Origin of the sequence: Nocardia sp. NBC_00511, assembly GCF_045161165.1 — a bacterium.
Classification (GTDB): domain Bacteria; phylum Actinomycetota; class Actinomycetes; order Mycobacteriales; family Mycobacteriaceae; genus Nocardia.
Window position 1 is genome coordinate 7,753,458 of sequence record NZ_CP107849.1, and the last position, 12,570, is coordinate 7,766,027.

Sequence of the window (12,570 nt, forward strand, 5' to 3'; positions counted from 1 at the left end):
ATCACCCGATGCGCTCCCGCCGGGCCCGGGTGAGGTGGCTGCGCACCAGATGAACCGGCCCGGTGAGGTATCCGGCGAGTTCGATGTAGGTCAGCGCACGGGGATAGTCGGGAGTCTTGCCGGAGTTCTTGGCCGAGCGCGGATCCACCAGCAGCCGCAGGCCACCGGGCAGGACGCGCAGCACCCGCAGCAGCGCGGCGGTATCGGTGGTCGCGTAGCGAACGACGCTCGCGCACATGCCGACGCCGTAGTCGTACATCTGCCGCCGCAGCTGCGCGGGGGTGTCGCGGTGGTGATGCCGAACCGTGGCGGCGGGCTGATACACGATCGCGCCACCGTCCAGAATGGTGCGCCGGAACATGTCCAGGTCCTCGCCGCCCCGCGCCGGACTGCCGGTCCCGAGCGCGGTGTCGAACCCGCCCGCCCGCACCAGCCACTCCCGCCGCAGCGCCATATTGTTCCCCGACCCGAACTCACTGCCCGCCACCGGATACGCCGGCCCCCGCCGCCCCGGCACCGCGAGCGGTTCGTGCGCCCGCAGTCGAGTCAGCAGCTCACCGTGGCCTTCGCGCTCCCACACCATCACCGTGTCCCCGCGTCCGAACCCGGAACTCGCCTCGAACCAGCGATGCGTCGCCAGGTCCAGATCAGCGGGCACGACCAGGCCTGTCACACAGGCGATCTCGCCGTCCGGATCGGCCTGAAACACCTCGGCGATCCGCCGCACCCAATCGGGTTCCGCGATCACGTCGTCATCGATGAAGGCGACCACCGGCGCGACGGCCGCAGCGACCCCGGCGTTGCGGGCATATGACACGCCCCGCCTCGTCTCGGCCACCACCCGTAGCCGCGGATCATCGAATCCCGTCAACGCACGACGCGCCGCTCCGGACGTCGGGTCGTTGTCCACCACCAGCACTTCGGTTGCAGGCCAAGCTTGCTCGACCAACACAGACCGCACGGCAGCGGGCAACGTGGCGGCCCGCCCGAGAGTGCAGAGCACCACGGAAACACCGACTCGCACGGCAGGCCAGTCTTGCGACGGGGACTGCCGGCCAAGCCGCACGGCAGCGAAACCAGCGGCTGTCGAACGTGATTGATCGCGGGCTATACCGTCGTCTGTTCCCGCCTGCGGGCGCGGGCGGAACATTCCGCGTATCCAACCGAGGATCGCGGCAGTCAATCCCAGTACGGTCCAGAGGATTCGGCGTGTGGCGGTGCGGTCGCCATTCAATGCCGCGGCCAGTTCCCGGCCGATCGCGCGGGGGATGGCGATCATCGCGTGGTCTGCCTCGGCGGACATCGCGGGCCCGGCTCCCTCGAGGCGCATCAGGACCGCTTTCGAGCCGCCTTCGGCATAACAGCGGCGAATCAGGTAGCGGCCGCGGCAGCGGTCGGCATCGACGTGGTGATCGACGGGAGCTTCGGCGATTCGGCGGATGATTCCCCGTGGTGCAAGTGCTTTCATGCGTATGGCGAGATCCGTCTCCTCACATCCGGCCGGGGTTCCACCGACCCGGCCGAGTACAGCGCGGAATCCACCGGCCCGGACAACGACGTCGCGCCGCAGAGCCATGTTCGCGCCGATCGGGTTGCGGATCTCCGCACCCAGTGCGGCCATGCCCGCGTAGTCGCAGCCGATCGCCCAGTCGAATTCCGGCGGCAACCACACCGGCCGCACGCCTTTCGGCCACGCGGGGTGCACCTCTCCGCCCGCGCCCAGCAGTGCGGTGTCCGCGAATGCCGCACGCATCGACGTCAGCCAGCCGCCCCGCGGCACCGCGTCGTCATCGATGAAAACCACGACATCCCCGTTGGATTCGGCGACACCGGTATTCCGTGCCCCGGACAGCCCGCGCGATTCCCGGTTGGCCACGACGGTCACGTCGGGGAAGCGGGCGGCGCATCGAGCACGCAGTTCCTCGTTGTGATCGACGACCACGACCACCTGGGCATCCGACTCCGCCGCCTGCGCGCACACCTCGGTGACGCAGGCGCGGAACAACTCCCAGCGTCGATCGGAGTACGTGCACACGATCACCGAGATCGATGGCAGTTCGCTCACACCGCGTCCCGATGACCATGGGGTGCGCGCAAAGTCGGAATATGCCGGTCCGCGACGGGCCGTGTGGGTTGCGGCGCGGGCGTGAAATGCCTTGCGGCAGAGGAAAGCCGAACCGTCCGGTCGCGAGCGCGCCATTCGTGGATCAGCGTGGTCAGCACCCGCCGCCCGTCTCGCCAGGCATTCAGATTGCTCGGCCCGTGCAGCCGGTGCTGTTCATGACTGGGCACCTCGCGAATCACGAGCCCCGCATTCGCGACCCGGCAATTGATGACGGTCTCGATTTCGAAGCCATCCCCCCACCGCGTCCCGGCATCGGCCGGTTCACAATCCGGGAGCGCCAGCAGCGGCAGGATATCGCGCCAGAATGCGTTGTAGCCGTAGCACAAATCGGTGAAATGCATGCCGAACAGCCGATTCGCGAGCGCGGTCAATCCGCTGTTCCCGAGCCGCCGCAGCGCGGTGATATCGACGCTGCCGCCGCCGGGCGCGAACCGGGTGCCCTTGGCGAAATCGGCTCCCGTCATGAGGGTGGCGACGAAGGCGTCGATCTCCCGGGCGTCGGCGGACCCGTCGGCGTCGAACATGACGATGACGTCGCCGGTGGCGGCGGCGAACCCGCAGGACAGCGCATTGCCCTTGCCCCAGCGGGTTTGCCGCAGCCGGGTCGCCTCGGGTCGCAGTTCGGCCACGACCGCCATGGATTCGTCCCGGGAGCCGCCGTCCACGGCGATGATCTCGTATCCGGCCGGAATGGTCGGCAGCACCTGACGAAGGTTGTCGGCCTCGTTCAGAATTGGAATGACGACCGAAATTCGCGGCCAGTTCGAATCCGATTCGGCGTCCCCTGCCCCGGGCCGCCGATTACGCCCGCCGTACCAGCGACCGCCAACAGACATGGCATTTCCTCACCTCTGGGCCGGCCCCTCGCCTGCCGACTCAGAGGATCAGTCGGACGACACCCGCCCCGGGTTCCCGTCGCCGCGGAGAATTGTGTGTTATCGCTCACGCCCGCGCGGAATCGGCGATATCCACTGCGGCCGTGGCCTTTTCATCCGGCAGGCCGACAATGATGTGTGGCCGCCCGGTGAGCGGATTCTCGATGACGCACGCCGACACCTGGAACACCTCACGCAGCAGTTCCGGAGTGATCACCGTGCCCGGCTCACCCGCCGCCACCACTGTGCCCGCCCGCAACACCACCACATGATCGGCATACGCGAGCGCCTGCCCGATGTCGTGGATGGCCAGCACGATCGTCGCGTCCAGCTCACGCAGCAGCTGTAGCAGCGCCAGCTGAGCGTGAATGTCCAGGTGATTGGTCGGCTCGTCGAGCAGGATCACGGGGGCCCGCTGCGCCAGCGCCCGCGCCAGCAGCACGCGTTGCCGCTCGCCGCCCGAGAGCCCGGCGAAGTCCCGATCGGCGAAACCGGCCACACCCACCCGCTCCATGGCCTCGACCACGATCTCGCGATCGCGCCGCGAGTCCGGCGCGAGGTAGCGCTGATGGGGGGAACGACCCATCGCCACGATCTCGCCGACCGTGAAATCCGCTGCCTCGCCTTGGTGTTGGGTGACCACGGCCCGCTCGCGCGCCATCGCTTTCACCGGCGTCCGCCACACATCGTGCCCGCCGATCAGCACGGTGCCCGCAGTCGGCCGCCCGGATCGGTACACCGCCCGCAGCAGCGTCGACTTGCCGGACCCGTTCGGGCCCACGATCGCGGTGACCGACCCCGGAGCCGCCGCCATGTGCACGGCATCGACGATGGTGGTTCCGTCGATGTCCACCCGCAACCCGGTCACGGTCACCGCCGAGCCACCGGAGTTGCGAGAACTGTTGTCCGCCTGAGTCATACGGTGCCTCCCGACCGGCTCCGCTTGAGCAGCCACAGAAAGAACGGCCCGCCCAGCGCGGCGGTGAAAATCGTCAGCGGGTACTCGTTCGGCGAGTCCAGCGCCCGCGCGGCCAGATCGATGAGCACCAGGAACACCGCACCCAGCAATGCCGAAACCGGCAGCAGCCGACGGTAATCCGCGCCCGTCGCGAAGCGCGCGATATGCGGGATGATCAGCCCGACGAAGCCGACGCCGCCCGCGATGCTCACCGACAATCCGGTCAGCACCGCGACGATCACGATGAGCTGCAACCGCAGCCGGTTCACGTCCACGCCCAGCGCGACCGCGTCGTCATCGCCCATCGAGAGCGCGTTGAGCCCGCGCGCCTGCACCAGCAGCCACACCATGCAGGCCAGCGCCGCCGCGGCGGGCAGGCGCAGCGCCGCCAGATCGGCCCCGGCCACACTGCCCATCATCCAGAACAGGATGCCGCGGATCTCCGCCGGTTCGGAATGCAATTGGATGAGACTCGTTGCGGCCGAAGCCACCTGGCCTACAGCAACACCCGCGAGCACGATGCGCGCCCCGGTGAACCGGCCACGATGCTGCGCGAAGATCAGCACCAGCACCAGCGTCGCCATCGCACCCACGAAACCGGCGACGGGCACCCCGAGGTTGCGAATCCACAGCGCCGACGCCGAGGACATGACGGCCACCGCGGCCAGTCCCGCCCCCGACGACACCCCGATCACGAACGGGTCGGCCAGCGGATTGCGCACCATGCCCTGGAGCACCGCACCCGCCATCGACAGCGCCGCGCCCACCACGATCGCCGCGGCCACGCGCGGAATCCGCAACTGCCACACGATCATTGCGGGCAGCGCGTCCGGCGGCGGACCGAAGTGCAGGAGATGGAAGCGCAGCGTGTCCCACACCGCGACGACCGGGACATGCACCGAGCCGACCGTGACACCGGCCAGGCACGCCAGCACCAGCGCGATCCCGCCCAGCGGCAACAGCACCGCCGGGCTCAGTCGCCCCGAGCGCGCCCAGCGGCGGTCAGAACGCGGCGGGGTGGGCGACGCGGGCGATCTGCTCGATCGCGTCGGCATTGGCCGGGCCGAGGTAGATCCCATCGGAAACCTTCACGTAGGACTTGGATTTGGACGCGTTCCACTGCGGATAGGCGGCGAACAGCTTGGCCGCCTCCGCATCCAGGTCCTCACCCGGCCGATACGCGCCGATCACCAGCACGTCGACCGGTGCGGCCGCCAGTTGCTCGGCGCTCAGATTCGAGGTCAGATCCCAGCCGCCATTGGGGAACGCGGGTTCCCCGCCCGCGGCCCGCACCACCGAGTCGTAGATATTGCCCGAGAACACCGCGGGCAGACCGTTGGCGTTCATCATGCCCATATCGGGGAACGCGATCAGCATCTTGCTCTTCGGCTGCCCGTTCACCTTCTGCGCCACGGCATCCATGCGCACCCGCAGCTGGTCGACGAGCTCGCGGGCCCGGTCCGGCACCCCGAAGATGCGCCCTACCAATGTGATGAAGTCCAGCGACGAGGTGGTCGACGCCGCGGTGTACGCGTCGCGCTCGGCGGCCGTCACGTCCTTCGGCTTACCGTAGGAGCAGTTCACCGGATTGACCAGCGACCGAATCCCGGCCTGCTGCAACATGTCCCGGCTCGCGAACCCGAACTTCGGATCGAAGCCGCCCGACCAGGTGGACACCACCAGATCCGGTTGCAATGCCAGCGCCTGCTCGGCGGGCACATCGGCCGACGCGTTCAGCTTCAAACCGCCCTTGGGCAGCGAGTCGACGCGCTGCGCCATCCCCGGGATATCCGAAACCCCGTAGTACTGCGCATTGGCCACGATCTTGTCGCCCAGACCGAGCAGCAGGAACGTCTCCACTTCACCGACGGAAGCGCCCTGTAGCAGCAGCACCCGCGACGGCGGCTTGTCGAACGTCTGCTGAAACCCGCAATTGTCGACGGTCACCGGATATCCGGCAGCACCGTCCTGTGCCTGCCCACCCGAGGCCGCGTGATCGGATCCGCAGGCTGCCAGCAGCCCCGATCCGGCGAGCAGCAGCGCACTGAGCGCGACTCTCGACAAGGTACGTGTGAACAAACGACACCCTCCGCGATCCCGATGACGCCGAGCCAGGTCCCGGCCCGCCACACCAGTAGTCGCGACCGAGAGGTATTCGGTTCCCACGGCACCCGCGGTTTCGCAGGCGGGTCCGGCTCAGTCGGTGGTCGCGGGAATTCGGGCGCGGCGCAGGTGGCGGTCGCGGCGGGCGAGGGCGAGCACGAACAGCGTGGTGCCGAGCAGGATCGCGACCAGGATCTGGCCGACCGGCAGCGCCCAGAGCGTGCGCTCGTTCTGCACGGCCGGGGTGGCGTAGTCCACGGGGGATCCGCTGATCGCCGTGGGCCGGAAACCCACCTGGGCATCGAATCGCACTGCGGGCCAGACCCGGTCGATGCGGACCGAACCGCGATAGATCGCACCGGGCACCAGGACCACGGTGGGCGCGTGCGCGAAGTCGGCGTCGGCTCGCAGACTGTAGAGCCCACCCAGCCCCGCCAGCACCTGCCCGCTGATCGTGGCGGTGCCGGTATTGGCCACGGTGAACGCGATATCGGCGCTGCCGGGCGCGAAGGGATTCAACCGCGAGTGATACGCGGCGGCGATATCGCCGATCTCGACCCGCTGCCGCTGCTCGCCGTCCACGCGCAGCGGAATCGACTGCCAGCGAACAGGATTCGCCGGTGCGTCGGCCTCTGCCGCACTCACGGCCAGCGGGTGATCACCGGGCTCCGCATCCGAGGCGGCCGACACCGTGACCCCCACCACTTCGCTGCCGCCCGGTTCAACGGTCACCTGCTCGCGGTCGAAGCGGGCCGACCCCGCCGCATCCACGAGCGGCGACCAGGCCGGTGCGCCGTCATCACCGGTCACCGTGCGCCCGGACCGCAGGGTCAACACCACCGGATGCGAGCAGCCATTGACGATCCGCACCGTTGCGTCCAATTGCGTTCCAGCAGCCATCGAATCGCGTGCTTCGGCATAGACCGGCACGTCCATCACCCAGCACCCGGTCGCGGTCTCGGCGGCCGAGACCCCCGGGGCGAGCGCCGTGACACCGGTCGCGACCAGCATCGTCACCCAGCGCGCAGCCCTGCGCCGACGGCACGACGGCTTGATCCGGTCCAACACGCCGGGAACCATAACCGCGCCCCGCCCGGGAACCCAACCCCCCTCCCATCCGACTGATCCACCATGAGGTGCGATACGGCCCGCGAGGCCATTTCGGCGCGAATCGACGGTGAACCCAGCGGCATCCCCACCCCCCGCCTGCAACAGCACCTCGACGAATGCCCCGCCTGCCACACCTGGTCGACCCTGGCAGGCCTGGTCACACCGCAGACCGGCCCGGTACCCGCGACTCAGGAGTTGACCGGGTATCCCGACCTGTCCGACACCATCATGAATCAGCCCGTGCCACCCTCCGACAATCCGTCGCGCGGCCGCCGTCGCCCGGCGCGGCTGCCGAACCTGGTGCATGCCGCACTTGCCGTGGAGATCGGATTGCTCACCGGATCAGCCGGATTCGGGCTGCCTGCCATGCTCCTCGCCGGCATCCTGGTCGCGGGCTTGTCCCTGTCCGCGCAACTCGCGCTGTCGCTGTTCCGTGCACCCGCCGTATCGCGCCCGGTCCGGGTGCCTCAGCGGATCTTGCCGCCGCGTGCGGTTCCCGGACGGCTGCCGTTGCGGGTGATTGCGGGCCTCGGCGGTTCGGAGTCGGTGTGACCGCCACGGTGTATCGGTTTCCCCGGGCTGATCCGCCCGTGCTGCGGCGGGTGACGCTGGTCATCGACGGAATGACCTGTGCTGCTTGTGCTTCCAGGGTCGAGGCACGGTTGGAGGCGATCGCCGATGTGACGGCGTCGGTGAATCTGCTGGCCCGCACGGCCACCATCGACGCTCCCGAGGGTTGCGACGTGGAGGAGCTGTGCAGGGCGGTGGAGGGCGCGGGATACTTTGCTGCCGAGGCTAATTCGGGCGCGCATGCCGAGGTGCTGGCGGCGGAGAGTTCGCGGTTGCGGTCGCTCGGTCGTCGGCTGGCCCTGGCTGTTCCGCTGGCCGTGCTGCTGGCGGTGACCTCGCTGAGTTTCGTTCTCGTGCCGTCGACGCGATTTCCCGGTTGGCAGTCGATCCCCATTCTGTGCGCGCTACCCATCGTCACGTGGGCGGCCTGGCCCCTGCACGCGGCCGCGCTGCGTGGTGCGCGGCATCGGACGGTGACGATGGACACCCTTGTCTCGCTGGGGATCACGGTCGCGACAGGGTGGGCGGTGGTGGCGCTGTTCGAATCCGGCTCGGTCGATCCGGGTCTCGGATGGCGTGCGGCGCTCGGAAGCGATATCGGGTTCCTGGCGACCGCGGCCGGGATCACCGTGCTCGTGCTGTCGGGCCGGTGGATCGAGCGGCGGGTATCGCTGCGCACGGCTGCGGCAGTTGGAACGCTCGCCGAGGCAGACGTCAAAACAGTTGTAGTAGTAAATGATTCGGGTCAGCGCCAGCGGATTCCCTTGGGTGACATCGAGGAAGGACAGCGCTTCCTCGTACGGTCGGGCGAGATGATCGTCGCCGACGGGCTCGTCATCGACGGGGAAGCGAGCGTGGATCTCGCCACCCTCACCGGTGAATCCGGCAGCACGCCCCTGCGTGCGGGCACGGCGGTGTCGGCCGGGACCGTGGTGCGGGAGGGCCGGTTGATCATCGAGGCCGCGAGCCGAGCCGACACCCTTGTCTCGGCGGGCCCGACCCGAGTGCTCGAACCCGGGCTGACGGGACGCAGTGAACTACGGCGACTGGCGGATCGGCTGGTGACCCGCTTCGTCCCGGCCGTCCTGCTGATCGCCGCCGTCACCACCACCGGCTGGCTGGTCGCCGGAGCCACACCCGCGCGGGCGGTCACCGCCGGGATCGCCGTGCTGGTGGTCGCCTGCCCGTGCGCCCTCGGCCTCGCCACCCCCGCCGCACTGCTCGCCGCGGTCGGCCGAGGCGCCCGCACCGGCATCCTCATCGGCGACGAGGCCGCCCTCGAACGCGCCGGGCGGATCGACATCGTCCTGTTCGACAAGACCGGCACCCTCACCCACGGTGCCGACCACGACGACCGGGTGCGCGACAGCGCTGCGGGCGCGATCGCCGAACTGCACCGGCAGGGCCTGCACACGGTCCTGCTCACCGGCGACAATCCCTATGCGGCACAGGCGGTCGCCGACCGCACCGGCATCACCGACGTGCACGCCGGTCTGCTGCCCGAGGACAAGGTCGAGGTGATCCGCGGGCTGCGGGAACTCGGATACGGGGTGGCCATGGTCGGCGACGGCGTGAACGACGGCCCCGCGCTGGCCGCCGCCGACCTCGGCATCGCACTCTCCGGCGGGGCCGATGCCGCGATCGCGGCATCGGACATGGTGCTGGTCGGCGACGACCTCGCGGCGGTCCCGGCCTCGATCGCACTGGCCAGGGCGACCGCGGAAACCATCCGCGGCAATATGATCTGGGCGCTCGGCTACAACCTGATCTCCATCCCGTTCGCGGTCGGCGGCCTGCTCGATCCGCTCGCCGCCGCGGCCGCCATGGCCCTGTCCTCCCTGTTCGTCATCTCCAACAGCTTGCGGCTGCGGTGAGAAGCCCCGCCTCCGAAGGACTTACCCCTCAGATGCGACGATGTCGGATGCCATGACCGATCCAGCCGTGACCCCCGTGACTCGCGCCGTGCGCGCGGCGATCTTCGCCGTGATCGCCGTCGCACTGTCCGCGGCCGGGCACAGCCTGATTTCCGGTCATCCGCTCTCGTTCTCCACCCTGCTGCCCGCCGCGCTGGGAACCGCCACCGTGGCATGGGTTTTCGCCGACCGGCAGTGGGGCGCGACCGCCATCATCGGCGGTCTGTCCGCCATGCAGCTGATCCTGCACCTGTGGTTCGGGCTCGCGCCCGTCGCCAACGGGCACAGCGCGCACGGCGGCCACGGCGCCGCGCCATCGATGGTGAACTCGCCGTCGATGGCCGCCGCGCACTGCCTCGCCGCGACCTGCTGCGGCCTGTGGCTGTGGTGGGGCGAGCGGGCCCTGTTCGCGCTGCTGCGCGCGCTGCACGCCCGGGTTTTCGCGCCGCTGCTGGCCGTCTTCCATGTCGGCCGTGCCGCTGACGCCCCCATCGCCCGGCCCGCACACGTCCGGGTCCGGATCGCGCCGCAGGATGTGCTGCGGCATGTGCTCGCCCGGCGTGGCCCGCCCGCATTCGCCTTCGGGGTCTGAACAGTTCCCGCCGGTGACCTCGCGGCACCGGCCGATGCGTTACCCGGCACGACGATCCGCCACCCAGGTCGGGTCGTGATGCCGCGGTCGTGCGCATCCGCGACCGGCCACCCAATTGCGGTGCGCCGGTGACTGATCGACCGTCTTGCCCGCGGTACGTCACCCCCGAGTGACGGCCGAACCTTGCCGACGCCACGCCGGCGTGGCGTCTTCTACCGAAGGCCTGGCAATGCATTCCATCACCGTGCCGCTGTCCACCGGGCAGCGGTCCTCACCCCTGCCCGCCACTCGTGAAGTGGACGAACTCACCGCGCTGGCCCTGTCGGCCGGACGCGGCGACCGCCGCGCCCTCGAGGCGTTCATCCGCGCGACGCAGCGCGATGTCTGGCGTTTCGTCGCGCACCTCACCGACACCCAGTCCGCGGACGATCTGACGCAGGAGACCTTCCTGCGCGCACTGCGCAGCCTGCCGTCGTTCGCCGGGCGATCCTCGGCGCGCACCTGGCTGCTGTCCATCGCCCGCCGAGTCGTGGTGGACCGCATCCGCAGCGCGTCCGCGCGCCCCAAATCGGCGTCGGGAGACTGGCAGTCCGCCATCGACAGTCGCCACGAACGCGACTGTGCCGATTTCCCGGAGGAATTGGCCATCACCGAGCTGCTGCGCGGGCTGCCCGAGGACCGCCGTGAGGCCTTCGTCCTCACCCAGGTACTCGGCCTCTCCTACCTGGAGGCGGCGCAGGCGGTCGGCTGCCCGGTGGGCACCATCCGCTCGCGCGTGGCCCGCGCCCGGGAATCGCTGATCGAACTCCTCGATCGGCAGGACCGCCCCGGCCTGCTCGACCAGCGGGCCTGCTGACCACGACACCGGACCGGCTGCCGGAGCATGACTTTCGTGACATGCTCCGGCGGTCGGGCAATCATCGAAGAAATCCGAAGGGACACGACATGAGTGAGATCGTCTACACCGTGCAGGGCATGACCTGCGGCCACTGCGCTGGCGCCGTCACCAAGGCCCTGACCGCCATCGACGGCATCGACACCGTCGAGGTGAACGTCGAAGCCGGCCAGGTGACCGTCACCGGCGCCGCCGCCGATTCCGTCGACCTCATCCGCGCCGCCGTCGACGACGCCGGATACGAACTGGCCCAGGCGTGAACGAGGCCGACCCCCTCGAACCCCTACTGAAGGCCACCGCCTTCGCCCTGATCCTGGTCGCGATATTCACCGTGGCCTGGCTGATCGGCCAGTCGTTCCCCACCTCGACCCGCCCGACCGTGCACCACCCCGCGCACAGCCACGCCCTCGGCGCGAACAACGTGCCTTACCCGCGACTCGCGATCTGATAGACGTTCCCGAACCGGTCGCGCACCATGGCCCGTCGATCCCCGTACGGTGTGTCGAAGGGCGGTTCGAGCGCGACGGCACCCGCGTCCAGCGCCCGCTGGAAGGTGGGCGCCACGTCCTCGACATAGATGTACAGGAAAGCCGGAAACGCCTCCCGCGCACCGGTTTCCGAGATCATCACCAGCGAGTCACCGATCCGAACTTCGGCGGGACGACCTGGCTCGGCCGTCCCTGCCGCGCCGAACACGGTGCGCAGGAACGAGACCACGGCCACCGGGTCGTCCACCACCATGCGCGGTGTCACCGAGTGATATCCGGGCGGCGTCGCATCGGCCATACCGCCAGTCTCGCACGAGCCTTCGAGCCCGCACGGCATTCCGGCCCCCCGATCAGAACCGCGGGCCCGCCACCCGCTCGATGACCGGACGCCAGGTGGGAAGGGGCTGCACCACGAGCCCCACCACCTTGCCCGCGTCATCCGCCTTGCGCAGCGCGATCGCGGCGTCGAAATCCGGATCCGCCTCGAACACCGCGATCTCCGCGGCCGTCATCGGCCCACCCTGCGCCACCAGCGTCCGCTGACTCGACGCCGACAGCGCCGCCGCATGCACCGAATCCGTAGCCGCCAGATACCTTTTCGCCGTCACATGCAATTCGATGAGCCGCGCCACCCGCTCACCCAGCAGCTCCCGAACCGCGTTCGCGCCATTCACGCCGTGCCCGCCGTCATCGCCAGGCACCAGCACATGCCCGATATCGTGCGCCAGCCCCGCGACCTGAAGTTCCTCGTCTTCCGGAAACCGCTCGCGCAGCAATTCCGCGCACTGCCGGTCGTGGTCGAGGATGTCGACCGGATCCCCACTTCGATCCGGCATGTCCCAGGCGTCTTCGCAGCTGGCCAACAAGGCCATCAGTTCGGCGACCGACCCCACACGCAGCGATTCCCTCATAGTGGAAACCTAAGTCGCGCAATATTTGCC

At 69.4% G+C, this 12,570-nt stretch carries 14 protein-coding genes; 6 read left to right on the forward strand and 8 right to left on the reverse strand.

The features are described 5' to 3' along the window. Position 1 precedes the first annotated feature (1 nt). The 6 genes from OG300_RS36085 to OG300_RS36110 form a co-directional block, all read right to left on the reverse strand. Complete coding sequence (locus tag OG300_RS36085; protein ID WP_405488860.1) at positions 2-2,065, reverse strand: glycosyltransferase family 2 protein; 2,064 nt, start codon at positions 2,063-2,065, stop codon at positions 2-4. Next, on the reverse strand, positions 2,062-2,961 hold the full coding sequence (locus OG300_RS36090) for a glycosyltransferase family 2 protein (RefSeq protein ID WP_405488862.1): 900 nt from the start codon (positions 2,959-2,961) through the stop codon (positions 2,062-2,064). Before OG300_RS36090 ends, OG300_RS36085 begins: the two co-directional genes overlap by 4 nt. 106 nt (positions 2,962-3,067) lie before the next feature. Further along, positions 3,068-3,919 (reverse strand): ABC transporter ATP-binding protein, encoded by an 852-nt coding sequence (locus OG300_RS36095; protein ID WP_405488864.1) that lies wholly within the window; start codon positions 3,917-3,919, stop codon positions 3,068-3,070. Next, positions 3,916-4,923 carry a FecCD family ABC transporter permease gene (locus tag OG300_RS36100; protein ID WP_405488866.1) on the reverse strand — a complete coding sequence of 336 codons (1,008 nt, stop codon included), beginning with the start codon at positions 4,921-4,923 and terminating at the stop codon, positions 3,916-3,918. Before OG300_RS36100 ends, OG300_RS36095 begins: the two co-directional genes overlap by 4 nt. Before the next feature lie 37 nt (positions 4,924-4,960). After that, positions 4,961-6,037 carry an ABC transporter substrate-binding protein gene (locus tag OG300_RS36105; protein WP_405488868.1) on the reverse strand — a complete coding sequence of 359 codons (1,077 nt, stop codon included), beginning with the start codon at positions 6,035-6,037 and terminating at the stop codon, positions 4,961-4,963. A 117-nt stretch (positions 6,038-6,154) separates the two neighbouring features. After that, positions 6,155-7,129: a hypothetical protein gene (locus tag OG300_RS36110; RefSeq protein WP_405488870.1), complete on the reverse strand. Its 975-nt coding sequence runs from the start codon at positions 7,127-7,129 to the stop codon at positions 6,155-6,157. Between the two features lie 63 nt (positions 7,130-7,192). Here OG300_RS36110 and OG300_RS36115 point away from each other — a divergent pair, with 63 nt between their 5' ends. From OG300_RS36115 to OG300_RS36140, 6 genes are all read left to right on the forward strand, one after another. Then, complete coding sequence (locus tag OG300_RS36115; protein WP_405488872.1) at positions 7,193-7,723, forward strand: zf-HC2 domain-containing protein; 531 nt, start codon at positions 7,193-7,195, stop codon at positions 7,721-7,723. Beyond that, positions 7,720-9,615: a heavy metal translocating P-type ATPase gene (locus OG300_RS36120; protein ID WP_405488874.1), complete on the forward strand. Its 1,896-nt coding sequence runs from the start codon at positions 7,720-7,722 to the stop codon at positions 9,613-9,615. The genes OG300_RS36115 and OG300_RS36120 overlap by 4 nt, the downstream gene beginning before the upstream one ends. Positions 9,616-9,667: 52 nt before the next feature. Beyond that, the gene (locus tag OG300_RS36125; protein ID WP_405488876.1) at positions 9,668-10,246 is read left to right on the forward strand and encodes a hypothetical protein; all 579 of its coding nucleotides are present in this window, start codon (positions 9,668-9,670) and stop codon (positions 10,244-10,246) included. Positions 10,247-10,475: 229 nt separating this feature from the next. After that, positions 10,476-11,102, forward strand: coding sequence for a sigma-70 family RNA polymerase sigma factor (locus OG300_RS36130; protein WP_405488878.1), 627 nt, complete (start codon positions 10,476-10,478; stop codon positions 11,100-11,102). A gap of 89 nt (positions 11,103-11,191) precedes the next feature. After that, on the forward strand, positions 11,192-11,401 hold the full coding sequence (locus tag OG300_RS36135) for a heavy-metal-associated domain-containing protein (protein ID WP_405488880.1): 210 nt from the start codon (positions 11,192-11,194) through the stop codon (positions 11,399-11,401). Then, on the forward strand, positions 11,398-11,589 hold the full coding sequence (locus OG300_RS36140) for a hypothetical protein (RefSeq protein WP_405488882.1): 192 nt from the start codon (positions 11,398-11,400) through the stop codon (positions 11,587-11,589). Before OG300_RS36135 ends, OG300_RS36140 begins: the two co-directional genes overlap by 4 nt. Here the strand turns inward: OG300_RS36140 and OG300_RS36145 are convergent. Both OG300_RS36145 and OG300_RS36150 read right to left on the reverse strand, forming a co-directional pair. Continuing rightward, positions 11,568-11,927, reverse strand: coding sequence for a VOC family protein (locus OG300_RS36145; RefSeq protein WP_405488884.1), 360 nt, complete (start codon positions 11,925-11,927; stop codon positions 11,568-11,570). The two genes, OG300_RS36140 and OG300_RS36145, sit on opposite strands and share 22 nt — an antisense overlap. 52 nt (positions 11,928-11,979) lie before the next feature. Continuing rightward, on the reverse strand, positions 11,980-12,540 hold the full coding sequence (locus OG300_RS36150) for an HD domain-containing protein (RefSeq protein WP_405488886.1): 561 nt from the start codon (positions 12,538-12,540) through the stop codon (positions 11,980-11,982). Positions 12,541-12,570: the final 30 nt, after the last annotated feature.